Source organism: Kitasatospora sp. NPDC088160 (assembly GCF_044741445.1).
In the GTDB taxonomy this organism is placed as follows: domain Bacteria; phylum Actinomycetota; class Actinomycetes; order Streptomycetales; family Streptomycetaceae; genus Kitasatospora.
The window spans coordinates 163,745-189,486 of the sequence record NZ_JBIUSS010000008.1 but is presented as its reverse complement, the minus strand read 5'-3'; the positions used below and the strand labels follow the sequence as shown (position 1 = coordinate 189,486).

31 protein-coding genes are annotated in these 25,742 nt (G+C 70.9%); 28 read left to right on the top strand and 3 right to left on the bottom strand.

Annotated elements, in window-relative coordinates; all coding sequences use genetic code 11:
* Positions 1-232 precede the first annotated feature (232 nt).
* The 21 genes from rpsH (at position 233) to glmM (ending at position 15,545) form a co-directional block, all read left to right on the top strand.
* The gene (gene rpsH, locus ACIOGZ_RS14565; RefSeq protein ID WP_030055831.1) at positions 233-640 is read left to right on the top strand and encodes a 30S ribosomal protein S8; all 408 of its coding nucleotides are present in this window, start codon (positions 233-235) and stop codon (positions 638-640) included.
* Between the two features lie 22 nt (positions 641-662).
* Positions 663-1,202 carry a 50S ribosomal protein L6 gene (rplF, locus tag ACIOGZ_RS14560; protein WP_030055832.1) on the top strand — a complete coding sequence of 180 codons (540 nt, stop codon included), beginning with the start codon at positions 663-665 and terminating at the stop codon, positions 1,200-1,202.
* Positions 1,203-1,205: 3 nt separating this feature from the next.
* Positions 1,206-1,589: a 50S ribosomal protein L18 gene (gene rplR, locus ACIOGZ_RS14555; protein WP_030280785.1), complete on the top strand. Its 384-nt coding sequence runs from the start codon at positions 1,206-1,208 to the stop codon at positions 1,587-1,589.
* A 48-nt stretch (positions 1,590-1,637) separates the two neighbouring features.
* Entirely contained in the window at positions 1,638-2,261 is a 624-nt protein-coding gene (rpsE, locus tag ACIOGZ_RS14550) for a 30S ribosomal protein S5 (RefSeq protein ID WP_400986078.1), read from the top strand.
* Complete coding sequence (gene rpmD, locus ACIOGZ_RS14545; protein ID WP_030055835.1) at positions 2,261-2,443, top strand: 50S ribosomal protein L30; 183 nt, start codon at positions 2,261-2,263, stop codon at positions 2,441-2,443. The genes rpsE and rpmD overlap by 1 nt, the downstream gene beginning before the upstream one ends.
* 2 nt (positions 2,444-2,445) lie before the next feature.
* A complete protein-coding gene (gene rplO / locus ACIOGZ_RS14540) occupies positions 2,446-2,898 on the top strand; it encodes a 50S ribosomal protein L15 (RefSeq protein WP_255752515.1) in 453 nt (150 codons plus the stop codon).
* A gap of 322 nt (positions 2,899-3,220) precedes the next feature.
* Positions 3,221-4,531: a preprotein translocase subunit SecY gene (gene secY, locus ACIOGZ_RS14535; RefSeq protein WP_063348973.1), complete on the top strand. Its 1,311-nt coding sequence runs from the start codon at positions 3,221-3,223 to the stop codon at positions 4,529-4,531.
* Positions 4,531-5,184 (top strand): adenylate kinase, encoded by a 654-nt coding sequence (locus ACIOGZ_RS14530; RefSeq protein ID WP_363580115.1) that lies wholly within the window; start codon positions 4,531-4,533, stop codon positions 5,182-5,184. Before secY ends, ACIOGZ_RS14530 begins: the two co-directional genes overlap by 1 nt.
* Before the next feature lie 108 nt (positions 5,185-5,292).
* On the top strand, positions 5,293-6,132 hold the full coding sequence (gene map, locus ACIOGZ_RS14525; RefSeq protein WP_363580117.1) for a type I methionyl aminopeptidase: 840 nt from the start codon (positions 5,293-5,295) through the stop codon (positions 6,130-6,132).
* Positions 6,133-6,284: 152 nt separating this feature from the next.
* Positions 6,285-6,710 (top strand): large conductance mechanosensitive channel protein MscL, encoded by a 426-nt coding sequence (gene mscL, locus ACIOGZ_RS14520; RefSeq protein WP_363580119.1) that lies wholly within the window; start codon positions 6,285-6,287, stop codon positions 6,708-6,710.
* Positions 6,711-6,905: 195 nt separating this feature from the next.
* Complete coding sequence (infA, locus tag ACIOGZ_RS14515) at positions 6,906-7,127, top strand: translation initiation factor IF-1 (protein ID WP_014047798.1); 222 nt, start codon at positions 6,906-6,908, stop codon at positions 7,125-7,127.
* Between the two features lie 32 nt (positions 7,128-7,159).
* Positions 7,160-7,273, top strand: coding sequence for a 50S ribosomal protein L36 (rpmJ, locus tag ACIOGZ_RS14510; RefSeq protein WP_003956441.1), 114 nt, complete (start codon positions 7,160-7,162; stop codon positions 7,271-7,273).
* 178 nt (positions 7,274-7,451) lie between these two features.
* A complete protein-coding gene (gene rpsM / locus ACIOGZ_RS14505) occupies positions 7,452-7,832 on the top strand; it encodes a 30S ribosomal protein S13 (RefSeq protein WP_063348977.1) in 381 nt (126 codons plus the stop codon).
* A gap of 72 nt (positions 7,833-7,904) precedes the next feature.
* Positions 7,905-8,312 carry a 30S ribosomal protein S11 gene (gene rpsK, locus ACIOGZ_RS14500; protein WP_030232513.1) on the top strand — a complete coding sequence of 136 codons (408 nt, stop codon included), beginning with the start codon at positions 7,905-7,907 and terminating at the stop codon, positions 8,310-8,312.
* A 146-nt stretch (positions 8,313-8,458) separates the two neighbouring features.
* Positions 8,459-9,481, top strand: coding sequence for a DNA-directed RNA polymerase subunit alpha (locus tag ACIOGZ_RS14495; RefSeq protein WP_030232516.1), 1,023 nt, complete (start codon positions 8,459-8,461; stop codon positions 9,479-9,481).
* A gap of 127 nt (positions 9,482-9,608) precedes the next feature.
* The gene (gene rplQ / locus ACIOGZ_RS14490) at positions 9,609-10,094 is read left to right on the top strand and encodes a 50S ribosomal protein L17 (protein WP_350877122.1); all 486 of its coding nucleotides are present in this window, start codon (positions 9,609-9,611) and stop codon (positions 10,092-10,094) included.
* A 76-nt stretch (positions 10,095-10,170) separates the two neighbouring features.
* Positions 10,171-11,082 carry a tRNA pseudouridine(38-40) synthase TruA gene (gene truA / locus ACIOGZ_RS14485; protein ID WP_363580122.1) on the top strand — a complete coding sequence of 304 codons (912 nt, stop codon included), beginning with the start codon at positions 10,171-10,173 and terminating at the stop codon, positions 11,080-11,082.
* Between the two features lie 41 nt (positions 11,083-11,123).
* Positions 11,124-12,782 (top strand): ATP-binding cassette domain-containing protein, encoded by a 1,659-nt coding sequence (locus ACIOGZ_RS14480; protein ID WP_350877126.1) that lies wholly within the window; start codon positions 11,124-11,126, stop codon positions 12,780-12,782.
* A 234-nt stretch (positions 12,783-13,016) separates the two neighbouring features.
* Positions 13,017-13,460: a 50S ribosomal protein L13 gene (gene rplM / locus ACIOGZ_RS14475; protein ID WP_030055846.1), complete on the top strand. Its 444-nt coding sequence runs from the start codon at positions 13,017-13,019 to the stop codon at positions 13,458-13,460.
* Between the two features lie 45 nt (positions 13,461-13,505).
* Positions 13,506-14,015, top strand: coding sequence for a 30S ribosomal protein S9 (gene rpsI, locus ACIOGZ_RS14470; protein WP_363580124.1), 510 nt, complete (start codon positions 13,506-13,508; stop codon positions 14,013-14,015).
* Between the two features lie 165 nt (positions 14,016-14,180).
* Complete coding sequence (gene glmM / locus ACIOGZ_RS14465) at positions 14,181-15,545, top strand: phosphoglucosamine mutase (RefSeq protein ID WP_363580126.1); 1,365 nt, start codon at positions 14,181-14,183, stop codon at positions 15,543-15,545.
* A 61-nt stretch (positions 15,546-15,606) separates the two neighbouring features.
* Here the strand turns inward: glmM and coaA are convergent, their stop codons facing one another.
* Positions 15,607-16,602 carry a type I pantothenate kinase gene (gene coaA, locus ACIOGZ_RS14460; protein WP_063348983.1) on the bottom strand — a complete coding sequence of 332 codons (996 nt, stop codon included), beginning with the start codon at positions 16,600-16,602 and terminating at the stop codon, positions 15,607-15,609.
* 99 nt (positions 16,603-16,701) lie between these two features.
* On the opposite strand from coaA, the gene glmS reads away from it, so the two are divergent.
* The gene (glmS, locus tag ACIOGZ_RS14455) at positions 16,702-18,558 is read left to right on the top strand and encodes a glutamine--fructose-6-phosphate transaminase (isomerizing) (protein WP_363580128.1); all 1,857 of its coding nucleotides are present in this window, start codon (positions 16,702-16,704) and stop codon (positions 18,556-18,558) included.
* Between the two features lie 33 nt (positions 18,559-18,591).
* On the opposite strand, the gene ACIOGZ_RS14450 is transcribed toward glmS, so the two are convergent.
* Positions 18,592-19,149 (bottom strand): Uma2 family endonuclease, encoded by a 558-nt coding sequence (locus tag ACIOGZ_RS14450; RefSeq protein WP_363629383.1) that lies wholly within the window; start codon positions 19,147-19,149, stop codon positions 18,592-18,594.
* Positions 19,150-19,320: 171 nt separating this feature from the next.
* Between ACIOGZ_RS14450 and ACIOGZ_RS14445 the strand changes: the two genes are divergently transcribed.
* The 5 genes from ACIOGZ_RS14445 (at position 19,321) to ACIOGZ_RS14425 (ending at position 24,310) form a co-directional block, all read left to right on the top strand.
* Entirely contained in the window at positions 19,321-20,796 is a 1,476-nt protein-coding gene (locus ACIOGZ_RS14445) for an NAD(P)H-hydrate dehydratase (protein ID WP_400809100.1), read from the top strand.
* 218 nt (positions 20,797-21,014) lie between these two features.
* Positions 21,015-22,214: an alanine racemase gene (gene alr, locus ACIOGZ_RS14440; protein WP_400809103.1), complete on the top strand. Its 1,200-nt coding sequence runs from the start codon at positions 21,015-21,017 to the stop codon at positions 22,212-22,214.
* Positions 22,211-23,404: an alpha/beta hydrolase gene (locus ACIOGZ_RS14435; protein WP_363580136.1), complete on the top strand. Its 1,194-nt coding sequence runs from the start codon at positions 22,211-22,213 to the stop codon at positions 23,402-23,404. The genes alr and ACIOGZ_RS14435 overlap by 4 nt, the downstream gene beginning before the upstream one ends.
* A gap of 96 nt (positions 23,405-23,500) precedes the next feature.
* The gene (tsaE, locus tag ACIOGZ_RS14430; protein ID WP_363580138.1) at positions 23,501-23,998 is read left to right on the top strand and encodes a tRNA (adenosine(37)-N6)-threonylcarbamoyltransferase complex ATPase subunit type 1 TsaE; all 498 of its coding nucleotides are present in this window, start codon (positions 23,501-23,503) and stop codon (positions 23,996-23,998) included.
* A gap of 117 nt (positions 23,999-24,115) precedes the next feature.
* A complete protein-coding gene (locus tag ACIOGZ_RS14425) occupies positions 24,116-24,310 on the top strand; it encodes a hypothetical protein (RefSeq protein WP_063348989.1) in 195 nt (64 codons plus the stop codon).
* 16 nt (positions 24,311-24,326) lie between these two features.
* On the opposite strand, the gene ACIOGZ_RS14420 is transcribed toward ACIOGZ_RS14425, so the two are convergent.
* A complete protein-coding gene (locus ACIOGZ_RS14420; protein ID WP_363580295.1) occupies positions 24,327-24,896 on the bottom strand; it encodes a hypothetical protein in 570 nt (189 codons plus the stop codon).
* 153 nt (positions 24,897-25,049) lie between these two features.
* Between ACIOGZ_RS14420 and tsaB the strand changes: the two genes are divergently transcribed.
* On the top strand, positions 25,050-25,724 hold the full coding sequence (gene tsaB / locus ACIOGZ_RS14415; RefSeq protein WP_350877147.1) for a tRNA (adenosine(37)-N6)-threonylcarbamoyltransferase complex dimerization subunit type 1 TsaB: 675 nt from the start codon (positions 25,050-25,052) through the stop codon (positions 25,722-25,724).
* Positions 25,725-25,742 lie beyond the last annotated feature (18 nt).

The following is a 25,742-nucleotide window of genomic DNA, read 5'->3' as shown; positions in this document are numbered from 1 at the left end:
GCCCGACCCCACAGAGCCCCTTTTTTGGGGCTGCGTACGGAATCCCGTAGGGTAGTGAGGTCGGGCCCCCTGTCGCGGCAGCTCCGTAGCTGCCGTCGACCCTCTTCGGAGGGCTCGCACCCAGTCTTACGACGCCGCAGGTCCCCTGCGTCTGTGCCCCTGCCGCACTCCTCGGAGTGCGGCGGGGGGACCTGGCGCGGAGAAACCACGGCGAGAGAGGCCTGAGGCCATCATGACCATGACCGACCCCATCGCAGACATGCTCACGCGTCTGCGTAACGCTAACTCGGCGTACCACGACTCCGTGGCGATGCCGGCCAGCAAGATCAAGGCGCACGTCGCCGAGATCCTGCAGCAGGAGGGGTACATCTCCTCCTACAAGGTTGAGGAGCCCGTTGAGGGCGAGGTCGGCAAGAAGCTGACCATCGAGCTCAAGTTCGGTCCCAACCGTGAGCGCTCGATCGCTGGCATCAAGCGGATCAGCAAGCCGGGCCTGCGGGTCTACGCAAAGTCCACCAACCTGCCGAAGGTGCTCGGCGGCCTGGGCGTGGCGATCATCTCCACGTCCTCGGGTCTCCTCACCGACAAGCAGGCCGCCAAGAAGGGCGTAGGCGGAGAAGTTCTCGCCTACGTCTGGTAATTCGGGAAACGGAGGTACAGCAATGTCGCGCATTGGACGGCTGCCCATCCAGGTCCCCGCTGGCGTGGACGTCACCATCGATGGCCAGGCGGTCTCGGTGAAGGGCCCCAAGGGCTCCCTCACCCACGTTGTCGCCGCGCCGATCGAGATCGGTAAGGGCGAGGACGGCACGCTGCTCGTCACCCGCCCCAACGACGAGCGTCTGTCGAAGGCCCTGCACGGCCTTTCCCGCACGCTGGTGGCGAACATGATCACCGGCGTGACCGCGGGCTACCGCAAGTCGCTGGAGATCAGCGGTGTCGGCTACCGAGTTCTGGCGAAGGGCTCCGACATGGAGTTCCAGCTGGGCTACAGCCACCCGATCCTGGTCGAGGCCCCCGAGGGCATTTCCTTCGTCGTCGAGTCGGCCACCAAGTTCCACGTGGACGGCATCGACAAGCAGAAGGTCGGCGAGGTCGCCGCGAAGATCCGCAAGCTGCGCAAGCCCGACCCGTACAAGGCCAAGGGCGTCAAGTACGCGGGCGAGGTCATCCGCCGCAAGGTCGGAAAGAGTGGTAAGTAAGCGATGAGCGTCTCTGTCAAGATCGGCAAGGGCAACGCCTACAAGAGCGCCGCTCGTAAGCGCCGCGCGATCCGCGTTCGCAAGCGCGTCGTCGGCACCGAGGTGCGTCCGCGCCTCGTCGTGACGCGCTCGAACCGTCACATGGTCGCCCAGGTCATCGACGACGCCAAGGGTCACACCCTGGCGTCGGCGTCCACCCTCGACGTGTCCATCAAGGGCGCCGAGGGCGACAAGACCGAGCTGGCCAAGAAGGTCGGGAGCCTGGTCGCCGAGCGCGCCAAGGCTGCCGGCATCGAGTCGGTCGTCTTCGACCGCGCGGGCAACCGGTACGCCGGCCGCATCGCCGCCCTGGCGGACGCGGCTCGCGAGGCCGGGCTCGACTTCTAAGCCGCTCGTCGACTCAGTCGACGGACGTAATCGAGAGAGGTAATTCCAATGGCTGGACCCCAGCGCCGCGCTAGCGGCGCCGGCGGTGGCACCGGCGGTGGCGAGCGGCGCGACCGTAAGCGTGACGACCGGGGCAACGCCCCCGCCGTCGAGAAGACCGCTTACGTCGAGCGCGTTGTCGCGATCAACCGTGTCGCCAAGGTTGTCAAGGGTGGTCGTCGTTTCAGCTTCACCGCGCTGGTCGTGGTGGGCGACGGTGACGGCACCGTGGGTGTCGGTTACGGGAAGGCGAAGGAGGTTCCGGCCGCCATCGCCAAGGGTGTTGAGGAGGCCAAGAAGAACTTCTTCAAGGTCCCCCGTATCCAGGGCACCATCCCGCACCCGATCCAGGGTGAGAAGGCCGCCGGCGTCGTGCTCCTGAAGCCCGCCGCCCCCGGTACCGGTGTTATCGCCGGTGGTCCGGTGCGCGCCGTCCTGGAGTGCGCCGGCATTCACGACATCCTGTCGAAGTCGCTCGGCTCGGACAACGCGATCAACATCGTGCACGCCACCGTGGCTGCTCTGAAGGGCCTCGTGCGCCCCGAGGAGATCGCCGCTCGTCGTGGCCTGCCGCTGGAGGACGTGGCCCCCGCCGCTCTGCTGCGGGCGCGTGCTGCAGGGGTGAGCGCCTGATGGCTCGCCTGAAGATCACGCAGACCAAGTCGTACATCGGCAGCAAGCAGAATCACCGTGACACCCTGCGTTCGCTTGGTCTCAAGCGCATGCACGACGTCGTGGTGAAGGAGGACCGTCCCGAGATCCGCGGGATGGCCCACACGGTCCGTCACCTGGTGACGGTTGAGGAGGTGGACTGATCATGGGCGACAACCCGATCAAGATCCACAACCTGCGTCCCGCCCCGGGTGCCAAGACCGACAAGATCCGCGTGGGTCGTGGTGAGGGCTCCAAGGGTAAGACCGCCGGTCGTGGTACCAAGGGCACCAAGGCCCGCTACCAGGTTCCGCAGCGCTTCGAGGGTGGCCAGATGCCGCTCCACATGCGCCTGCCGAAGCTGAAGGGCTTCAAGAACCCGTTCAAGATCACGTTCCAGGTCGTCAACCTCGACAAGCTGGCCGAGCTCTACCCGCAGGGTGGAGAGGTCACCGTCGAGGACCTGGTCGCCAAGGGCGCGGTTCGCAAGAACTCCCTCGTCAAGGTGCTCGGCACCGGCGAGATCTCGGTTGCGCTGCAGGTGACGGTCGACGCCGTCTCCGGCTCCGCCGCCGAGAAGATCACCGCCGCCGGCGGTACCGTCACCGAGCTCGTCTGAGCCCGCTGACTTCCGTGCGAGCCCCGCACCTCCTTCGGGAGGCGCGGGGCTCGCGCGTTTTCCGGGCATCGCGTTTTCCGGGCATTCCGTTGACGTGCCCTCGTTCTTTTGTGTGGCAAACCCGGGCATCCCGTACCCCGTGAGTGGGGGAGGGGCGGTACGCGCTTCTTCCGAGTGGCTGCGCACTGTTAGAGTCCGTGGAGTTCCCTTGTAGGCTGCGCGTAGGCTCGCCTGTGCCGTCTGTACGGGAGCCCGTACCGCCAAAACTCCCATTCAGGACCGACCCTCCCGCCGACGACGCGCGGGAGGCGCAGGAGGCACCGTGCTCAGTGCGTTCGCGCGGGCGTTCCAGACGCCCGACCTGCGCAAGAAGCTGCTGTTCACGCTGGGCATCATGGTGCTGTTCCGCCTGGGCTCGCACATTCCGATCCCCGGCGTGAGCTTCACGGCCGTGAACGAGTGTGTGAAGGACACCAAGAACAACGGCCTCTTCGGGCTCGTCAACCTGTTCAGCGGTGGCGCGCTCCTCCAGCTGACGATCTTCGCGCTCGGCATCATGCCGTACATCACCGCGAGCATCATCCTCCAGCTCCTCACGGTCGTGATCCCGCGACTGGAAGCGCTGAAGAAGGAGGGCCAGGCCGGCCAGACGAAGATCACCCAGTACACCCGCTACCTGACCATCGCGCTCGCCGTGCTCCAGGGCACCGGCATCGTGGCGACGGCCTCCAGCGGCGCGCTGTTCTCCGGCTGCCCGGTGGGCAACCAGATCGTCCCGGACACGAGCGTGTTCCGGATCGCCGTCATGGTGATCACGATGACCGCCGGCACCACGGTGATCATGTGGCTGGGCGAGCTGATCACGGACCGCGGCATCGGCAACGGCATGTCGCTGCTGATCTTCACCTCGATCGCCGCGCAGTTCCCGTCCTCGATGTGGGCGATCAAGGGCTCCGGCACCATCGGTGGCGGCTGGGTCGAGTTCCTGTCCGTGGTCGCGGTCGGCATCATCGTTGTGATGCTGGTCATCTTCGTCGAGCAGGCCCAGCGCCGGATCCCGGTGCAGTACGCGAAGCGGATGATCGGCCGGCGGGCGTTCGGCGGCACGTCGACCTACATCCCGCTCAAGGTGAACCAGGCCGGTGTCATCCCGGTCATCTTCGCCTCGTCGCTGCTGTACATCCCGGCCCTGGTGGTCCAGCTGACCGGTAGCCAGTCGGGCTGGGCGGTGTGGGTCACCCAGCACTTCGTCAAGGGCGACCACCCGATCTACATGGCGACCTACTTCCTGCTGATCGTCTTCTTCGCCTTCTTCTACGTCGCGATCTCCTTCAACCCCGAAGAAGTTGCCGACAATATGAAGAAGTATGGTGGCTTCATCCCGGGCATCCGGGCCGGCCGACCGACGGCCGAGTACCTGAACTACGTGCTGACCCGAATCACGTGGCCGGGTTCGCTCTACCTGGGCCTGATCGCGTTGATCCCGATGATCGCCCTGGTCGCCTTCGGACAGCAGACCAACTTCCCGTTCGGCGGCACCAGCGTGCTCATCGTCGTCGGCGTCGGACTCGAAACTGTGAAGCAGATCGAGAGCCAGCTCCAGCAGCGCAATTACGAAGGGTTCCTCCGCTGATGCGTATCGTCCTCGTTGGTCCTCCCGGGGCCGGGAAGGGTACTCAGGCGCACCTGCTCGCCAAGACCCTGTCCATTCCCCACATCTCCACCGGCGACCTGTTCCGCGCCAACATCGGTCAGGGCACCCCGCTGGGGCTCGAGGCCAAGAGCTACATGGACGCGGGTCGCCTGGTGCCGGATGAGGTCACCATCGGGATGGCCAAGGACCGCATGCTCCAGGAGGACGCCGCGGGCGGCTTCCTGCTCGACGGCTTCCCCCGCAACCTCGGCCAGGCCAAGGCGCTCGACGACTTCCTCGCCGAGCAGGGGATCAAGCTGGACGGCGTGCTGGACCTGGAGGTCCCCGAGGACGAGGTGGTCCGTCGGATCGCCGGCCGCCGCCTGTGCCGCAACGACGGGGGCCACGTCTTCCACGTGGACTACAACCCGCCGAAGGCCGAGGGCGTCTGCGACGAGTGCGGCGGCGAGCTGTACCAGCGCTCGGACGACACCGAGGACAAGGTGCGCACCCGGCTGGAGGTCTACCACACGGAGACCGAGCCGATCATCGACTACTACGCCCAGCAGGGCCTGGTGGCGACCATCTCGGCCCTCGGCAAGGTGGACGAGGTCACCCGCCGCGCGATCGAGGCGCTGAAGCAGGACAACTGAGTTTCCCGGCGACGCCGTACGGCCGCGCTCCCCGATCCCGGGCGGCGCGGCCGTACGGCGTCGTACGGTGGTAGGCAGTGGCAAACAGAACGTGGAAGGCGTGACCAGATGGTGGAGATCAAGACCCCCGAGCAGATCGCGAAGATGCGAGCGGCCGGGCTGGTCGTCGCCGAGGCGCTCAAGGCCTGCCGGGAGGCGGTCGCCCCGGGGGTGACCACCCAGGAGCTCAACGACATCGCGGACAAGGTCATCACCGACCACGGTGCGACCTCCAACTTCCGCGCCGACCACGGCGGTCTGTGGTTCCCCGGGGTGATCTGCGCCTCGGTGAACAACGAGGTCGTGCACGGCATCCCCGGTGACCGGGTGCTCCAGGAGGGCGACGTCATCTCGATCGACTGCGGCGCCATCCTGGACGGCTGGCACGGCGACTCGGCGATCACCGTGGCGGTCGGCGAGGTCCGCCCCGAGGTCGAGATGCTGAGCCGGGTGACCGAGGGCTCGATGTGGGCCGGCATCGCCCAGATGAAGAAGAACAACCGCCTGGTCGACGTCTCCAAGGCGATCGAGGGCTTCATCCGCCGCCAGCCGCTGCCCCCCAAGGGCAAGTGGGGCATCACCGAGGGCTACGGCGGCCACGGCATCGGCACCGCGATGCACATGGAGCCGCACGTGCTGAACTACGTCGAGCGCGGCCGCGGCAAGGGCCCGAAGCTGATCCCCGGCACCGTGCTGGCGATCGAGCCGATGGTCTCGCTGGGCACCCCGCACACCGCCGTGCTGGAGGACGACTGGACGGTCGTCACCAACGACGGCACCTGGGCCTCGCACTGGGAGCACTCGGTGGCCGTCACCGAGCAGGGCCCGCTGGTCCTGACGGCCTTCGACGGCGGCAAGGCGGAGCTCGCGAAGCTGGGCATCACCGCCGCCCCGGACCCGCTCGGCTAGTCTCGCGACGGTCGGCTGAGCGGCCAACTTCCGCTGCTGACAAGGGATCAGGGCCCTGGGGGTTTGGACCTCCAGGGCTTTTGTCCTATTTTTATCGGCTGGCAGTGGCTTCAGCAGGGGCTTCAGCAGCTTCGATCGATCGGGAGAGTGCAGTGCTCAAGGGATTCCGCGACTTCATGATGCGCGGCAACGTCGTCGACATGGCGGTCGGTGTCGTCATCGGTGCCGCGTTCACCGGGGTGGTGACCGGCTTCGTGTCGGCCTTCCTCACCCCGCTGGTCGGCGTCGGGGTCGGCGCGGCCGGCGACTTCAGCTCGTACAAGGCGACGGTGGCCGGGGTCACGTTCCCGTACGGCCAGTTCCTCAACGTGCTGATCGCCTTCGTGATGACCGCGGCGGTGCTGTACTTCTGCGTCGTGCTGCCGGTCACCAAGGCGACAGCGCGGTACCTGCCGAAGAAGCCGAAGGCCCCCAAGCGGCCCTGCCCCGAGTGCCTGACCGAGATCCCCGCGGCCGCCCGCCGCTGCGCGGCCTGCACCGCCCACGTCGAGCCGCTGAAGGTCACCGCCGGGTTCTGACCCGCCGGAACGTCACGGTGGCTGCCTTCGGGGGACCTCGTTTTGGCCCACCGGACGCACTGGCGTAGGATGGACCGTCGGCTCACTCGTAGCGTGCTTCAGCACGCCCTCTTCCCTTCGGGGGCGGGGTGAACCCAGGTTCGCACGAGCGTGCCGCATACGGTAGCCGGTCCCGGAAGGTGGATCTCGCAGTTCATGGCTAAGAAGCAAGGCGCCATTGAGATCGAGGGCACCGTGATCGAGTCTCTTCCGAACGCGATGTTCAGGGTCGAGCTGCAGAACGGTCACAAGGTCCTCGCGCACATCAGTGGCAAGATGCGCATGCACTACATCCGCATCCTGCCGGACGACCGGGTCGTCGTGGAGCTCAGCCCCTACGACCTCACGCGCGGGCGGATCGTCTACCGCTACAAGTAAGAACGTCAGATCTAGACCCGGAGAACCTGAACATGAAGGTCAAGCCGAGCGTCAAGAAGATCTGCGACAAGTGCAAGGTGATCCGCCGCCACGGCCGGGTCATGGTGATCTGCGACAACCTGCGCCACAAGCAGCGCCAGGGCTGATCTCTCCCCAGCATTTCTCGTAGTACTTCGCGCGACGCGAAAACGTCATAAGCGGGCTACCCGATCCGTTCCCACGAAGGGACGGACTGCCACCCCCGGTCAGAGGCCGGGGCTCCATCGTCGAGAGGCGAAGGAGTAGGTAGCACGCAAGACCTCTGAAAAAGCACAGGAGCCTTGAATGGCACGCCTCGCCGGCGTTGATCTCCCCCGTGAGAAGCGGATCGAGATCGCCCTTACCTACGTGTACGGCATCGGCCGTACCCGCGCCCAGCAGACCCTGGTCGAGACCGGTGTCAACCCGGATGTCCGCGTTCGCGACATCTCCGAGGAAGACCTCGTGAAGCTGGGCCAGTACATCGACGCCAACTACACGGTCGAGGGTGACCTCCGCCGTGAGGTGGCCGCCGACATCCGCCGCAAGGTCGAGATCGGCTGCTACGAGGGTCTGCGTCACCGCCGCGGCCTGCCGGTCCGCGGTCAGCGCACCCACACCAACGCGCGTACCCGCAAGGGCCCGCGTCGCGCGATCGCCGGCAAGAAGAAGCCGGGCAAGAAGTAGTCCGTCCCGTAACCGGACATCCCTCCGGCCCGCGGGTCAGCGGACCGACCACCTCAGTAGGAGAACAGACTTATGCCCCCCAAGGGTCGTCAGGCTGCCGGCGCGAAGAAGATCCGCCGCAAGGAAAAGAAGAACGTCGCTCACGGCCACGCGCACATCAAGAGCACGTTCAACAACACCATCGTTTCGATCACCGACCCCGCGGGCAACGTGATCTCCTGGGCCTCCGCCGGTCACGTCGGCTTCAAGGGCTCGCGCAAGTCCACCCCGTTCGCCGCGCAGATGGCCGCCGAGGCCGCTGCCCGTCGCGCGCAGGAGCACGGCATGCGCAAGGTTGACGTCTTCGTCAAGGGTCCGGGCTCCGGCCGCGAGACCGCGATCCGCTCGCTCCAGGCCACCGGCCTGGAGGTCGGCTCGATCCAGGACGTCACCCCCACCCCGCACAACGGCTGCCGTCCGCCGAAGCGCCGCCGCGTCTGACGCAGCGCCTTCGGGCTCGCAGTACCTGCTTTGAACCTTCGTACGGGGTCCCACGCGGTGATTCGTCGCTGTTCGCGGGACCCCGTACGCTTGGTCCTGTCGGCATCAAATAGTGGGTGCCGAAGACAACTGGAGGAATACCCCCCATGCTTATCGCTCAGCGCCCCTCGCTGACCGAAGAGGTCGTCGACGAGTTCCGCTCGCGGTTCGTGATCGAGCCGCTGGAGCCGGGCTTCGGCTACACCCTCGGCAACTCCCTGCGCCGCACGCTCCTGTCGTCGATCCCGGGTGCCGCTGTCACCAGCATCCGCGTCGACGGCGTCCTGCACGAGTTCACCACCGTGCCGGGCGTCAAGGAGGACGTGACCGACCTCATCCTCAACATCAAGCAGCTGGTCGTCTCCTCGGAGCACGACGAGCCGGTCGTGATGTACCTGCGCAAGCAGGGCCCGGGTGTCGTCACCGCCGCCGACATCGCCCCGCCGGCGGGTGTCGAGGTGCACAACCCGGAGCTGGTCCTCGCCACGCTGAACGGCAAGGGCAAGCTGGAGATGGAGCTGACCGTCGAGCGCGGTCGCGGCTACGTCTCCGCCGTCCAGAACAAGGCCTCCGGCCAGGAGATCGGCCGCATCCCGGTCGACTCGATCTACAGCCCCGTGCTGAAGGTCACCTACAAGGTCGAGGCCACCCGTGTCGAGCAGCGGACCGACTTCGACAAGCTGATCGTCGACGTCGAGACCAAGCCCGCCATGCGTCCGCGTGACGCCATGGCCTCGGCCGGCAAGACCCTGGTGGAGCTGTTCGGTCTCGCCCGCGAGCTGAACATCGACGCCGAGGGCATCGACATGGGCCCGTCCCCGACGGACGCCGCCCTGGCCGCCGACCTGGCGCTGCCGATCGAGGAGCTGGAGCTCACCGTCCGCTCCTACAACTGCCTCAAGCGCGAGGGCATCCACACCGTGGGTGAGCTCGTCGCCCGCTCCGAGGCCGACCTGCTCGACATCCGCAACTTCGGTGCGAAGTCGATCGACGAGGTCAAGGCGAAGCTGGCCGGCATGGGCCTGGCCCTCAAGGACAGCCCGCCCGGGTTCGACCCGACCGCCGCCGCCGACGCCTTCGGCGCCGACGACCTGGACGACGCGGGTTACGCCGAGACCGAGCAGTACTAAGAGATTTGGCCGCGGGGGCGGTTCCACCGAACCGCCCCCGTCGTCGTGAAAGTCGTCCGGGCAACAGTGCCCGGACGCCCGCTGCGGTACCTGATACGGCCGTAGTCGGAGATTCAAGGAGTCATCCATGCCGCGTCCCACCAAGGGTGCCCGCCTCGGCGGCGGCCCGCACCACGAGCCGCTGCTGCTCGCCGGTCTGTGCCGGGAGCTGTTCCAGTACGGCCGCATCACCACGACCGAGGCCAAGGCCCGTCGGATGCGCCCGCTGGCGGAGAAGCTGATCACCAAGGCGAAGAAGGGCGACATCCACAACCGTCGCCTGGTGCGCAAGACGATCACCGACATCGCCGTGCTGCACACCCTCTTCACCGAGATCGCGCCGCGCTACGAGAACCGCCCGGGTGGTTACACCCGTATCACCAAGATCGGTCCCCGTCGTGGCGACAACGCCCCGATGGCCGTGATCGAGCTGGTCGAGGCGCTGACCGTCGCGCAGACCGCCGTCGGCGAGGCCGAGGGCGCCACCAAGCGCGCCGTCAAGGAGGCCGAGGCCAAGGTCGAGGCTCCGGCCGACGCCAAGGCCGACGAGGCCGTCGAGGCCGAGCAGGCCTGACACCGCTAGGTGTGGTCGCGGGCCCGCTCTCCCATCCGTGGGGGAGCGGGCCCGTTCCTTCTGTCTGGAGTGGATTGTGGTCAACGATTGCGCCGAGCAGCCGCCGGTGAAGGACGGCCCGGCCGACGGGTGCGTCCGGGTCCGGCTCGATCTCGCCTACCAGGGCGCCGAGTTCTCCGGCTGGGCCCGCCAGCGCGGCGGCCGCCGGACGGTCCAGGAGGAGATCGAGAGCGCGCTGCAGATCGTCACCCGCAGCCCCGAGCTGTTCCCGCTGACCGTGGCCGGGCGCACCGACGCCGGGGTGCACGCCCGCGGCCAGGTCGCGCACGTCGACCTGCCGGCCGAGCTGTGGGAGGCGCACCGCGAGAAGCTGCTGCGCCGGCTGGCCGGCCGGCTGCCCGGGGACATCCGGATCTACCGGATCGGCGAGGCGCCGGCCGGGTTCGACGCCCGCTTCTCCGCGATCTGGCGCCGCTACGCCTACCGGGTCGCCGACCACCCCGGCGGGGTCGACCCGCTGCTGCGCGGGCACGTGCTCTGGCACGACCGCCCGCTGGACGTCGACCGGATGAACGAGGCAGCGAAGCTGCTGCTCGGCGAGCACGACTTCGCCGCGTACTGCAAGAAGCGCGAGGGCGCCACCACCATCCGTACCCTGCTGGAGCTGCGCTGGGACCGCGTCCCGGTGGACTCCTACGCCGCCCAGGAGGGCTCGCTGGCGGTCGCCACCGTCCGCGCCGACGCGTTCTGCCACAACATGGTCCGGGCGCTGGTCGGGGCGATGCTGCTGGTCGGCGACGGGCACCGGCCGGTGGAGTTCCCCGGCGAGGTGCTGGCCGGCGGGGTCCGCAACTCGGCCGTCAACGTGATCCGGCCGTACGGGCTCACTCTCGAGGAAGTCGGCTACCCGGCGGACGACCAGCTCGCCGAGCGCAACCGCCAGGCCAGGCGGCTGCGCACACTGCCCGGTCAGCCGCCCGTCGGGTAATCCGTTTGGGCCGGGCGCGTCGGCTTGGGACAATCGTCCGCATGGGACACGTCGAGATTTCGCACCTTGAGTACTACCTGCCGGACGGGCGGGTGCTGTTCGACGACGCGTCCTTCCGGGTCGGCGAGGGCGCCGCGGTCGCCCTGGTCGGCGCCAACGGGGCCGGCAAGACCACCCTGCTGCGGATGATCGCGGGGGACCTCCAGCCGCACGGCGGCACGGTGACGATCAGCGGCGGGCTCGGCGTGATGCGCCAGTTCGTCGGCACCACCGGCCGCGAGGACGAGCGGGCCACCCCGGGCGCGCTGGCGCCGGACGCCTCGGTCCGCGACCTGCTGGTGTCCGTCGCCCCCGAGCGGATCGCCGTCGCCGCCCGCGCGGTGGACGCCGCCGAGCTGGCGATGATCGCCCAGGACGACGAGAAGACCCAGATGGCCTACGCCCAGGCGCTCTCCGACTGGGCCGACGTCGGCGGCTACGACTACGAGACCGACTGGGACGTCTGCACCATGGCGGCCCTCGGAATGCCCTTCGACAAGGCCCAGTGGCGCGGCCTGAACACCCTCTCGGGCGGTGAGCAGAAGCGGCTCGTCCTGGAGGCGCTGCTGCGCGGCCCCGAAGAGGTGCTGCTGCTCGACGAGCCCGACAACTACCTGGACGTCCCGGGCAAGCGCTGGCTGGAGGAGGCCCTCAAGGCCACCTCGAAGACCGTCCTGTTCATCTCGCACGACCGCGAGCTGCTCTCCGAGGCCGCCGACAAGATCATCGCCGTCGAGTCCGGCGCGGCCGGGAGCAGCGTCTGGGTGCACGGCGGCGGGTTCGACAGCTTCCACGAGGCCCGCAAGGACCGCTTCGCGCGCTTCGAGGAGCTGGGCCGGCGCTGGGACGAGGAACACGCCAAGCTCAAGAAGCTGGTCGTCACCCTGCGCCAGGCGGCCTCCGTCAGCCACGCGCTCGCCACCCGCTACGCCGCCGCCCAGACCCGGCTGAAGAAGTTCGAGGAGGCCGGCCGCCCGGAGGAGCCCCCGCGCGAGCAGAGCATCACCATGCGGCTCAAGGGCGGGCGTACCGGCGTGCGCTCCTTCACCGTGGAGCAGCTGGAGCTCACCGGTCTGATGAAGCCCTTCGACCTGGAGGTGTTCTACGGCGAGCGGGTCGCCGTGCTCGGCTCCAACGGCTCCGGCAAGTCGCACTTCCTGCGGCTGCTGGCGGGTGACGAGAGCGTCGCGCACACCGGCACCTGGAAGCTCGGCGCCAGGGTCGTCCCCGGCCACTTCCGGCAGACCCACGCCCACCCGGAGCTGTTCGGCCGGACGGTGCGCTCGATCGTCGAGGAGGAGCACGCGCTCAGCCGCAGCGCCGCGATGGGCGCGCTGCGCCGCTACGAGCTGGACCGGCAGGAGGAGCAGAAGTTCGAGTCGCTGTCCGGTGGGCAGCAGGCCCGGCTGATGATCCTCAAGCTCGAACTCTCCGGCGTGACGGCCCTGTTGCTCGACGAGCCGACCGACAACCTGGACCTGGACAGTGCCGAGGCGTTGCAGGCCGGGCTGGAGGCCTTCGACGGCACCGTGCTGTGCGTCACCCACGACCGCTGGTTCGCCAAGACCTTCGACCGCTACCTGGTGTTCGGCGCCGACGGCCGGGTCTACGAGTCGCCCGAGCCGGTCTGGGACGTCAGCCGGGTGGAGCGCGAACGCTGAGTGACGGCGGGGGTGGGGGAAGCCGATTTTTGACCCCCACCCGCGCGCCCGGTAACCTGGACGCTTGATGTGCGTATTGGCTCGCTCTATCTCACGTGAGAGGTCGGTACGCCGGAGACATCAGGTTCGACGACCAGCGGTCCCCCTTGAATTGCGTCCAAGGTTGGCCAGGCTGCTCTTCCGTCCCGGGTGCTCCTGTCAGGACTCACTCACTGAAAAGCGAAGGCTACGACCGTGCGTACGTACAGCCCCAAGCCCGGCGACGTCCAGCGTCAGTGGCACGTCATCGACGCGACCGACGTCGTGCTCGGCCGTCTGGCTTCCCAGGCCGCCAACCTCCTCCGGGGTAAGCACAAGGCGATCTACGCGCCGCACGTTGACACTGGTGACTTCGTCATCATCATCAACGCCGACAAGGTGCACCTGTCCGGTAACAAGAAGACCCAGAAGCTGGCCTACCGCCACTCTGGCTTCCCGGGCGGTCTGCGGTCGGTGCGCTACGACGACCTGCTGGCGAACAACCCGGAGAAGGCCGTCGAGAAGGCCATCAAGGGCATGATCCCCAAGAACAGCCTGGGCCGCCAGATGCTCTCGAAGCTGAAGGTCTACTCGGGCGACCAGCACCCGCACGCTGCCCAGCAGCCGGTGCCGTTCGAGATCACCCAGGTCGCGCAGTAATTCGGCCACCAAGCCCCCCAACACTGAAAAGAGCTGAGGAACACCGTGGCCGAGACCACTGAAACCCTTGAGGTCGACTTCGACGAGGCCGTTGAGGCCGTCGAGGGCGAGTACACCTCCGAGGAGAGCTACACCTCCGAGTCGCTGGCCGGCCGCTTCGGCGAGGCCATCCCGGGCGCCGGCCTCGGCCGTCGCAAGGAGGCGATCGCCCGCGTGCGCATCGTCCCCGGCACCGGCCAGTGGAAGATCAACGGTCGCACCCTGGAGAACTACTTCCCCAACAAGGTGCACCAGCAGACCGTGAACGAGCCCTTCAAGCTCCTCGAGCTTGACGGCCGTTACGACGTCGTCGCCCGCATCACCGGTGGCGGCGTCTCCGGCCAGGCCTACGCGCTGCGCCTCGGCGTGGCCCGTGCCCTGAACGAGGCCGACGTGGACAACAACCGCGGCGCGCTGAAGAAGGCCGGCTTCCTGACCCGTGACGCCCGCGCCGTCGAGCGCAAGAAGGCCGGTCTCAAGAAGGCCCGCAAGGCGCCGCAGTACAGCAAGCGCTAATCGCGTCCCTGGGGGTGCGGTCCGCCCTGGCGGCGCACCCCCTGGTTGCGCGAACCGTCGCCCCGGAGTACCACGTGTACTCCGGGGCGACGTGTTCCCCGGCTATCGTGCGGCGGCCGGGTGCCATCGGTTGGGTTCCGAGCAGTGGTGATGGAGGACGGGACAGTGGGACGACTCTTCGGTACGGACGGCGTGCGCGGGGTGGCCAACGAGGGCCTGACGGCCGAGCTCGCGCTCGGGCTGTCGGTCGCGGCGGCCCATGTGCTCGGCGAGGCCGGCGCCTTCGAGGGCCACCGGCCGGTCGCGGTGGTCGGCCGGGACCCGCGAGCCTCGGGCGAGTTCCTGGAGGCCGCTGTCATCGCCGGCCTGGCGAGCGCCGGTGTCGACGTGCTCCGGGTCGGCGTGCTGCCGACCCCGGCCGTGGCCTATCTCACCGGCGCGCTCGGCGCCGACTTCGGCGTGATGCTCTCCGCCAGCCACAACGCGATGCCCGACAACGGCATCAAGTTCCTCGCCCGCGGCGGCCACAAGCTGGACGACCGCATCGAGGACGCGATCGAGGCCCACTACCGCACGCACACGCTCGGCAGCGAGGACTGGAACCGCCCGACCGGCGCCGCCGTCGGCCGGGTGCGCGAGTACACCGAGGGCTTCGACAAGTACGTCGCCCACCTGATCGGCGTGCTGCCCAACCGCCTCGACGGCATCAAGGTCGTCATCGACGGCGCCCACGGCGCCGCCGCCTACGTCGCCCCCGAGGCCTTCGCCCGGGCCGGCGCCGAGGTCGTCCACACCCTGGGGGCGGAGCCCACCGGCCTCAACATCAACGACGGCGTCGGCTCCACCCACCTGGACCGGCTGCGGGCCGCCATGACGGAGTACCGCGCCGACCTCGGCATCGCCCTCGACGGCGACGCCGACCGCTGCCTGGCCGCCGACGCGGACGGCAACGAGGTGGACGGCGACCAGATCATCGCCATCCTGGCCGTCGCCATGAAGGACGCCGGCACCCTGCGCCGCAACACCGCGGTGGCCACCGTGATGTCCAACCTCGGCTTCAAGCTGGCGATGGAGCGCGAGGGCGTCGACCTGGTGGAGACCGCCGTCGGCGACCGCTACGTGCTGGAGGCGATGAAGGAGCACGGCTTCGCGCTGGGCGGCGAGCAGTCCGGCCACGTCATCCTGCTCGACCACGCCACCACCGGCGACGGCACCCTGACCGGCCTCATGCTGGGCGCCCGGCTGGCCGCCACCAAGCAGCCGCTGGCCGACCTGGCCGCCGTGATGACCCGTCTGCCGCAGCAGCTGATCAACGTCAAGGGCGTCGACAAGAGCCGGGTCCACACCAGCGTCGAGCTGGCCGCCGCGGTCGCCGAGGCCGAGGCCGAACTGGGCTCCACCGGCCGGGTGCTGCTGCGCTCGTCCGGCACCGAGCCGCTGGTCCGGGTCATGGTCGAGGCCGCCGACCCGGTGCAGGCCGAGTCCGTCGCGCAGCGGCTGGCCGAGGCCGTGCGGACGCACCTGGGCTGAGCGAGCCCGGCATGACGGAAGGGGCCCCGCCGCCGGCGGGGCCCCTTCCGTCGCATCGGTGTCAGAGCTTGCGCAGCAGCGCCCGGCGGACCTTGTGGTCCGCCCCCTTCTGGAGGATCAGGGTGGCCCGGCCGCGGGTCGGCAGCACGTTCTCCAGCAGGTTCGGCTTGTTGATGGTGCGCCAGACCTGCCGGCCGTACTCCATCGCCTCCTCCTCCGGCACCTCGGTGAAGCGGCGGAAGTAGGAGTTCGGGTCCTGGAAGGCGGTCTGCCGGAGCTTGCGGAAGCGGTCCAGGTACCAGTGCTCGATGTCGTCGGTGCGGGCGTCGACGTAGATCGAGAAGTCGAAGTAGTCGGCCACCGCCAGCCGGGTGCGCCCGTCGCTGCCGGGCAGGGCCGGCTGGAGCACGTTCAGGCCCTCGACGATCAGGATGTCCGGGCGCTCCACGGTGAGCCGCTCGCCCTGCACGATGTCGTACACCAGGTGCGAGTACACCGGCGCGGTGACGCGCTCCTTGCCCGCCTTCACGTCCGCGACGAAGCGCATCAGCGCCCGGCGGTCGTACGACTCCGGGAAGCCCTTGCGGGCCATCAGGCCGCGGCGGCGCAGCTCGGCGTTGGGCAGCAGGAAGCCGTCCGTGGTCACCAGCTCGACCCGCGGGTGCTCGGGCCAGCGGGCGAGCAGGGCCTGGAGCAGGCGGGCCGTCGTCGACTTGCCGACCGCGACCGAGCCGGCCACCCCGATGATGAACGGGGTGCGGGTGCGTTCGGTGTCCGGCGTGTCCAGGAAGGTGCCCAGCGTGCCGCGCAGCTCGTGCGTGGCGTGGATGTACAGGTTCAGCAGCCGGGACAGCGGCAGGTAGACGTCGCGGACCTCGTCCAGGTCGAGGGCGGTACCGAGGCCGCGTAGCCGTTCCACCTCCTCGGCGGTCAGCGGCAGCGGCGTACGCTCGCGCAGTGCGCTCCACTCGGCCCGACTGAGGTCCACGTAGGGGGACGGCGACGGGCCGGGCGTGGCGGCGCCCCGCGTACAGAGTTCGGTCAGCACATGCTCCATTGTGAGCCGTGGCGGCGTTCACCGTGGTTGTGGTGTCGGTCACGCACTGTTCGCGGGAATCGGGAAAAGGGCCCCAGAACCGCCCTTATGCTGGCACGCATGTGCGGAATTGTTGGATACGTGGGCGCGCAGTCCGCCCTCGACGTAGTAATCGCAGGCCTGCAGCGACTGGAGTACCGGGGCTACGACTCGGCCGGTGTCGCGGTGCAGGCGCAGGACTCCGACGGGCAGTGGAGTCTGGTCACCGACAAGCGGGCCGGCAAGCTCGCCAACCTGGAGAAGTCGCTCGCCGAGACCCCTCTGCCCGGCGGCACCACCGGCATCGGCCACACCCGCTGGGCCACCCACGGCGGCCCGACGGACGCCAACGCCCACCCTCACCTGGACGACCACCTCCGGGTGGCCGTGGTGCACAACGGCATCATCGAGAACTTCGCCCAGCTGCGGGCCGAGATCGCCGAGCGCGGCCACACCCTCCGCTCCGAGACCGACACCGAGGTCGTCGCGCACCTGCTCGGCGAGGCCTACGACGGCGACCTCGCGGAGGCCATGCGAGTGGTCTGCCGCCGCCTCGACGGCGCCTTCACCCTCGTCGCCGTGCACGCCGACGCGCCGGACGTGGTGGTCGGCGCCCGCCGCAACTCGCCGCTGGTGGTCGGGCGCGGCGAGGGCGAGAACTTCCTCGCCTCCGACGTCGCCGCGTTCATCGCGCACACCCGCGAGGCCGTCGAGCTGGGTCAGGACCAGGTCGTCGAGCTGCGCCGGGACGGCGTCACGGTGACCAACTTCGACGGCACCCCGGCCGACGTGCGCGAGTACCACGTCGACTGGGACGCCTCGGCCGCCGAGAAGGGCGGCTACGACTACTTCATGCTCAAGGAGATCGCCGAGCAGCCGAAGGCCGTCGCCGACACCCTCCTCGGCCGGATCGGCACCGACGGCCGGCTCATCCTCGACGAGCTGCGCATCTCCGACGCGGACCTGCGCTCGGTCGACAAGGTCGTCATCGTCGCCTGCGGCACCGCCTTCCACGCCGGCATGATCGCCAAGTACGCGATCGAGCACTGGACCCGCATCCCCTGCGAGGTCGAGGTCGCCTCCGAGTTCCGCTACCGCGACCCGATCATGGGCCCGGGCACGCTGGTCATCGCCATCTCCCAGTCCGGCGAGACCATGGACACCCTGATGGCCCTGCGGCACGCCCGGGAGCAGGGCGCCAAGGTGCTGGCGATCTGCAACACCAACGGCTCCACCATCCCGCGCGAGTCGGACGCGGTGCTGTACACCCACGCCGGCCCCGAGGTCGCCGTCGCCTCCACCAAGGCGTTCCTGACCCAGCTGGTCGCCTGCTACCTGGTCGCCCTCTACCTGGGCCAGGTGCGCGGCACCAAGTGGGGCGACGAGATCTTCGCCGTCATCAAGGAGCTCGGCGACGCGCCCAAGCAGGTCGAGCAGGTCCTGGAGACCATGGAGCCGGTACGCGAGCTGGCCCGCTCGCTCGCCGACGCGCGCTCGGTGCTGTTCCTCGGCCGTCACGTCGGCTTCCCGGTGGCCCTGGAGGGCGCGCTCAAGCTCAAGGAGCTGGCGTACATGCACGCCGAGGGCTTCGCGGCGGGCGAGCTCAAGCACGGCCCGATCGCGCTGATCGAGGAGGGCCTGCCGGTCGTCGTGGTCGTCCCCTCGCCGCGCGGGCGGTCGATCCTGCACGACAAGATCGTCTCCAACATCCAGGAGATCCGGGCCCGTGGCGCCCGCACCATCGTGATCGCGGAGGAGGGCGACGAGGCGGTCGTCCCGTACGCGGACCACCTGATCCGCATCCCGGTCACCCCGACCCTGCTCCAGCCGCTGGTCTCCACCGTGCCGCTCCAGGTCTTCGCGTGCGAGCTGGCGACGGCCAAGGGCCACGAGGTCGACCAGCCTCGCAACCTGGCCAAGTCGGTCACCGTCGAGTAGTAGCGCTCGCGGCGTCCCTGCGGTGGCTGTGCCCTACCGCAGGGGCGCCGTGTCGAGCGTGAAGGAGAAGGGGGCGGGCAGGTCGATCGGCTTGCCGAACTCGACCTGCGTGCGGGTGATGTAGTCCTCGCCCTCGGGTTTGGTGAACAGCGTGACCATGCCCTCGCTGCGGTCGATCAGCAGGTAGCACGGGATGCCGGCGGCGGCGTAGCCGCGGCGCTTGGGTTCGCGGTCCTTGTGCGGGTTGGTCGAGGTGATCTCGAAGACCAGCAGGACTCCCGTGGCGGAGGCCCAGGAGTCGGCGTGCTCGAAATGGCCGACCGGGCTCAGGGTTCCGTCGGGGATGAACCGACCCTTGGGTGTGATCAGTCCCTTGTTGCCGGAGATGTCCAGCTCGATCTCGACCTTGCGCATGAACTGCCGGTTGAGTAGCGAGAACGCGGTTTCGTGGGCCCCGTCCGGTGGTGGCGTCACGACGATTTCCCCTTCGACGAGCTCTGCCTTGTAGCCGGGCGGGGTGTCCAACTCCAGGAACGCCTGGACGAGGTCGTCCCGGCCTCGCGGGCCCTCGACAGCTGGCATGGCGACCATGGCCCTTCTCCCTCCTGTGGGTCCGTGCCGAGCCACAAGGTAGGCGCGCGGACCGACACCGGTGGGGGATCGAAGTGGTTGTCACTCGAAAGTGTCCCGCAGCTCGGCCTGCCGTGGGGCGGTGGCGCGGGCTAGCGTCGGCGGTACGTCGACCGCTGAAGGAGCCCTCTCATGCGTCATGCCCATCGGGTGGAAGTCGTCCGGGCCGCCGAGGCCGCGCTGATGGCGCGGCTGCCGGAGGGGACGCTGATGCAGCGGGCGGCCGCCGGGCTGGCGGCGACCTGTGCCCGGCTGCTGGCGGGGCGTCGGGGGCGGGTGTACGGCAGTCGGGTGGTGGTGCTGGCCGGCAGCGGGGACAACGGGGGTGACGCCCTGTACGCCGGGGCGGCGCTGGCCCGGCGGGGCGCGCGGGTGACGGCGGTGCTGCTCGCGCCGGAGCGTGCGCACGCGGGCGGGCTGGCCGCGCTGCGGGCTTCCGGCGGGCGGGTGGTGCTGGATCAGGAAGTCGGCCTGGCCGACTTCTCGCGCGCCGACCTGGTGCTGGACGGCATCGTCGGCATCGGCGGCCGGGGCGGGCTGCGGGCCGGGGCCCGGCCGTACGCGCGGGCCGGGCGGCGCGGGGTCGTGGTGGCCGTGGACCTGCCCAGCGGGGTCGACGCCGACACCGGCGAGGTGCCGGGCGAGGCGCTGCGCGCGGACGTCACGGTCTGCTTCGGAACGTACAAGCCGGGCCTGCTGGTCGACCCGGGCGCCTCCTACGCGGGCGCCGTCCAGCTGGTCGGGATCGGACTGGAGCCGCCCGCGCCGGAGGTGACGGCCCTGCAGCACGCGGACGTGGCGGCGCTGCTGCCGCTGCCGGGCGCCGAGAGCGACAAGTACCGGCGGGGCGTGGTCGGGGTGGCGGCCGGTTCGGCGACGTACCCGGGCGCGGCGCTGCTGGCGGTCGCCGGGGCGCTGCACGGCGGCGCGGGCGCCGTCCGGTACGTCGGCACGGCGGCCGAGGAGGTGGTGCGGCGCTTCCCGGAGGTGCTGGTCACCGAGGGCGGGCCGGCCGGGGCCGGGCGGGTGCAGGCCTGGGTGGTCGGGCCGGGCGGCGGCGAGGGGGCGCGGCAGGCGCTGGCCGAGGCACTGTCGAGCGACGTCCCGGTCCTGGTGGACGCGGACGGGCTGACCGAGCTGGCCCGGCTCGGCCCGGACGCGCTGGCCGGCCGGACGGCCCCCACCCTGCTCACCCCGCACACCGGCGAGGCCGCCCGGCTGCTCGCGGGCGCAGACGGCACCGCGCCGCCGCCCGCCGACTCGCTGGCCGCCGCCCGGCTGGCCACCGCCCGCCGACTGGCGGCCGCCTACCGGGCGACGGTCCTGCTCAAGGGCTCCACCACGGTGATCGCCGACCCGGGCGGCGCCGTCCGGGTCAACCCGACCGGCACGTCCTGGCTGGCCACCGCAGGCAGCGGCGACGTCCTGGCCGGCCTGGCGGGCTCCCTGCTGGCGGCCGGCCTGTCGCCGCTGGACGCCGCGTCGGTGGGCGCCTACCTGCACGGCCTGGCGGGCCGCCACGCGGCGGGCGACCCGGGCGCGCCGGTGACGGCGCCCGCGGTGGCGCAGGCGCTGCCCGCGGTGTGGCGGGCGGTGCGGGAGGCGTAGCCGGGGGCGTCGGTCGAGGGCGGGCGGGCGGTGCGGGAGGCGTAGGCCCGGGGCGGGCGGTGCGGGCGGTGCGGAACCGATCGGTCCTCCGTGGGCGTCCGGAACAGGGTGACGAGCGGTGCGCCGCAGGTCGGCGCGGTGCCGGGGGTCCTGGCACCGGCCGCCGCACGGACGGGCCGTTCGGCGAGGACTCCGGGATGTCTGGGAGACTGACCCTGATGACAACTGCGAACACGACCGGCACGGCGACCCTGACCGACGGCGTACGGGCCGAGGCGACCATCGATCTGGCCGCCCTGCGCGGCAACCTCGCCGCGCTGCGCGAGCGCGTCGGCAGCTCGGCGGTGATGCTCGCGGTCAAAGCGGACGCCTACGGCCACGGCGCCGTCGAGTGCGCCCGCGAGGCGGTCGCGAACGGGGTCGGCTGGCTCGGCTGCGCGACGCCCGAGGAGGCGCTGGCACTGCGGGCCGCGGGCATCCGCCCGGAGCAGGCCCGCGTCCTGTGCTGGCTGTGGACGCCGGGCGGGCCGTGGCGGGAGGCGCTGCGCGCGGACATCGACATCTCGGTGAGCGGCCAGTGGGCGCTGGACGAGCTGCTGTCGGCCGTCCGGGAGACCGGCATCCCGGCCCGGGTGCACCTGAAGGCGGACACCGGTCTGGGCCGCAACGGCTGCCAGCCGCACGACTGGCCGCACCTGGTGGCCGCCGCCCGCCGCGCCGAGGCGGAGGGGCTGCTGACCGTGGTCGGCGTCTGGTCGCACTTCGCCGCCGCCGACGAGCCGGGCCACCCGTCGATCCAGGCCCAGCTGGACTCCTTCCACGCGGCGCTGGCCCGGGCCGAGGCCGCCGGGCTGCGCCCGGAGGTGCGGCACCTGGCGAACTCGCCGGCCACCCTGCTGCTCCCGCAGTCGCACTTCGACCTGGTCCGCACCGGCCTGGCCGCGTACGGGCTGTCGCCGGTGCCGGAGGTCGGGTCGCCGGCCGACTTCGGGCTGCGTCCGGTGATGGCGCTGACCGCGCGGCTGGCGCTGGTCAAGCACGTTCCGGGCGGGCACGGGGTCAGCTACGGCCACCACTACGTGACGCCGGGCCCGACCACGCTGGGCCTGGTCCCGGTCGGCTACGGCGACGGCATCCCGCGGCACGCCAGCGGCACCGGCCCGGTGCAGATCGGCGGCAAGTGGCGCACGATCGCCGGCCGGGTCGCGATGGACCAGTTCGTCGTGGACCTCGGCGGGGACACCCCCGCGATCGGCGACGAGGTGCTGCTGTTCGGCAACGGCGAGCAGGGCGAACCGACCGCCGAGGACTGGGGCCGGGCCTGCGGCACCATCTCGTACGAGATCGTGACCCGGATCGGCGCCCGGGTCCCGCGCCGCTACCTGGGCGGCTGCCGCACCGAGGGCCCGGGCGCATGACGGAGGGACCGGCCGAGAGCGGCCCGGTCGCGGCGGTGGCCAAGGCGGCCGGCGCGGCCTCCGGGGTGAGCCGGGCCGGTGTGATCGGGATCTCGGTCGGCGTGCTGGCGGCCGGGGCGGCCGCCGGGGTGGCGATCGAGCGGCTGACCGTCGGCCGGGCGACCCGCCGCCGGGCCCGGGCCGAGCTGGACGCCGAAGCCCCGTACGGCTCGCTGCGCGGGCGCCCGCGGACGGTGGCCGCGCCGGACGGCACCGAGCTGTACGTCGAGCTGGACGGCACCGGCCCCGAGCCGGACGGCGACACCTCCGGCCCCGAGCCGCTGACCGTGGTGTTCTGCCACGGCTACTGCCTCAACCAGGACAGCTGGCACTTCCAGCGGGCCGCGCTGCGCGAGGGACTGCGGCTGGTCTTCTGGGACCAGCGCAGCCACGGCCGCTCCGAGCGCTCCCGCTCCTACCTGGCCGGCGAGCCGGCCAGCATCGACCAGCTGGGCGGCGACCTCAAGGCGGTGATCGACGCCGTCGCGCCGACCGGGCCGCTGGTGCTGGTGGGCCACTCGATGGGCGGCATGACGGTGATGGCGCTGGCCGACCAGCACCCGGAGCTGTTCCGGGAGAGGGTCGCCGGGGTGGCGCTGATCGGCACGCTGGCGGGGGACTGGAACGAGGTCAGCCTCGGGCTGCCGTCGGCCGGCGCGAAGCTGTTCAAGAAGGTCGCGCCCGGGATGATGCGGCTGCTGGGCCGACAGGTCGAGCTGGTGGAGGCGAGCCGGCGGCTGGGCGCGGACGTCGCCGCCGTCTTCTACCGGAGGTTCTCCTTCGGGGGGCGGGACGTCGACCCGGGCGTGGTGCGGTTCGCCGAGCAACTGCTGGACGCCACCCCGATCGACGTGGTCGCCGAGTTCTACCCGGTGTTCGGCACGCACGAGAAGTACGCGGCGCTCGCCGCCCTGAGCGGCCTGCCGACGCTGGTGCTGGCCGGTACGAAGGACCTGCTGACGCCGTCGGCGCACAGCGAGGCGATGGTCGCGCGGCTGCCCGGCGCGGAGCTGGTCCTGGTGGAGGGCGCCGGGCACCTGGTGATGCTGGAGCGCCCGGAGCTGGTCGACCACGAGCTGGTGGCGCTGCTGCGCCGGGCCGCCGACTTCGCCGCCGCCGCGCCGCCCCCGGCGGCCCTGGACGGCTCCTGACCCCTTCCCGGCGCGCGCCGGGCCGGCGATGTGGCACGGTAGCGGTGGCGGCCGGCGGTCGGCACGCCGGTACGGACCGAAGGGCAAGACACGCGCATGGGCTCGCACGCCACTCTCACCGTCCCCACCCCGGAGCGGATGGGCCGGCTCGGCCGGGAGCTGGCCGCGCTGCTGCGGCCCGGGGACCTGGTGCTGCTCTCCGGTGAACTGGGAGCGGGGAAGACCACGCTGACCAGGGGCCTGGGGGAGGGGCTGGGGGTCCGCGGGGCGGTGACCTCGCCGACCTTCGTGATCGCCCGGGTGCACCCGTCGCTGGTCGGCGGCCCGGCGCTGGTGCACGTGGACGCGTACCGGCTCGGCGGGGACCTGGACGAGATGGAGGACCTCGACCTGGACGTCTCGCTGCCGGAGTCGGTGGTCGTGGTCGAGTGGGGCGAGGGCAAGGTCGAGCGGCTGTCCGAGGACCGGCTGGAGGTGCGGATCGAGCGGGCCCTCGGCGACACCGTCGACGAGGACGACCTGGACCCGCGCCGGGTGGTGCTGACCGGCCTCGGTCCGCGCTGGGCGGGCGTCGCGCTGGAGGCGCTCGGCTGAGGCCCGCACCCGGGTGTGCGCCGTTTTGCCGACGGGCTGTCGGGAAGTGTTGCGGGCGGGGTGCCGGGCGTGGTGGGATGGGTGCTGCGGTTAGGTCTGCCTAACTAGGGAGGCGCCATGTCGAGCACCACCCCCGCCCCGAAGCGCGCCGGGCACGGCGCCGGGGCCGGAGAGTCCGCCCGCCGCGTCCAGGGGGCGCCGATGCGGGCGCTGTTGGCCGCCTGTGCGGCCGCCGAGGCGGTGTCCACCCCGCCCGAGCCGGAGCCCCGGCGGGCCGAGGAGCCGGAGACGGGCACGCCCCGCGCGGCCTGACTCACCTGGGCCGAGCTCAGGCGACCACGACCACCTTGGTGCCGTTCGGCGCGAAGTCCCAGAGCAGCTGGCCGTCCGGGCGGCCGCTGCGGATGCCGCCGGTCTTGGCGTTCGGCTCGGCGGTCGGGGTCGCGCCGTCCACGGCGGCGCTGAAGCCGAACACCACGCCGTTCTGCTGCGCGAAGCGCACCACGTGCTCGATCTGCTTGCCGTCCGTCCCGGTGGTCGTCGGGGTGCGGCTGTAGACCGAGTAGCTGCCCGGAGCCGGCTCGACCGAGCCCGGGGTGACCGGGAAGCCGGGTGTGACCTGCGGGTTCTTCTTCGGGTCGACCAGCCAGACGTAGTGGCTGCTGATCGAGTAGACCACCCTGGTGCCGCTGCCCGAGATGGTCGGCAGCGGTGGGGCCGTCGGGGTGGCCGAGGCGCTCGGCGTCGGGGAGGCGGCCGGCCCGCCGGACGTCGTGGTGCTGGCGGTCGGCTTGGCGCCGGCCGCCCGGTCCTGAGCACCGTTGGCCTGGAAGGCCAGCAGGCTCACCACCGCCAGGGCCCCCAGGGTCAGCCCCGTGACCACCACACCAGGACCCATCTTCGCCACGTGCCGCTCCCGCCGCCGTCCCTTTACGTACCGCCCCATCGTGCCAGGTCCGTCCAGCCGGGGCGCGGCGCCCCGGATGTGTGTTCCCGGGCGGCACGCCCGGTCGATCAGCCGGTCGGACCAACGTCGGTCTAACCTTGACCCGTGCTGCTGCTCGCGTTCGACACCGCTACCCCCGCCGTCACCGCCGCCGTCCACGACGGCACGGCCGTCCTCGCCGAGACCCACCAGGTCGACGCCCGGCGCCACGGCGAACTGCTCCTGCCCGCGATCGACCAGGTCCTGCGGGCGGCCGGCGTCGACAAGCACCGGCTCACCGGCATCGCGGTGGGAGTCGGCCCGGGCCCGTACACCGGCCTGCGGGTCGGCCTGGTGACCGCCGCCGCGCTCGGCCACGCCCTCGGGCTGCCGGTGCACGGCGTCTGCACCCTGGACGCGATCGCCCACCAGGCCCGCGCCGAGGGCCTGGCCGGGCAGCCGTTCACGGTGGCCACCGACGCGCGCCGCAAGGAGGTCTACTGGGCCTCCTACGACGCCGACGGCCACCGCACCGAGGGCCCCGGCGTGGACCGCCCCGCCGAGCTGGCCCCGCGCCCGCGGTCGGTCGGCGCCGGCGCGCTGCTCTACCCCGAGACCTTCCCCGGCGCGCACGGCCCCGAGCACGTGTCGGCCGGCGCCCTGGCGGGCTTCGCCGCCGCCGAGCTGGCGGCCGGCCGCGAGCTGCTGCCGAACGTCCCGCTGTACCTGCGCCGCCCGGACGCCCAGGTGCCGGCCGCCTTCAAGAACGTTCTAGGGGGCAAGGCGGTGCTCCCGGCGTGAAACACGGCACCACCCTGC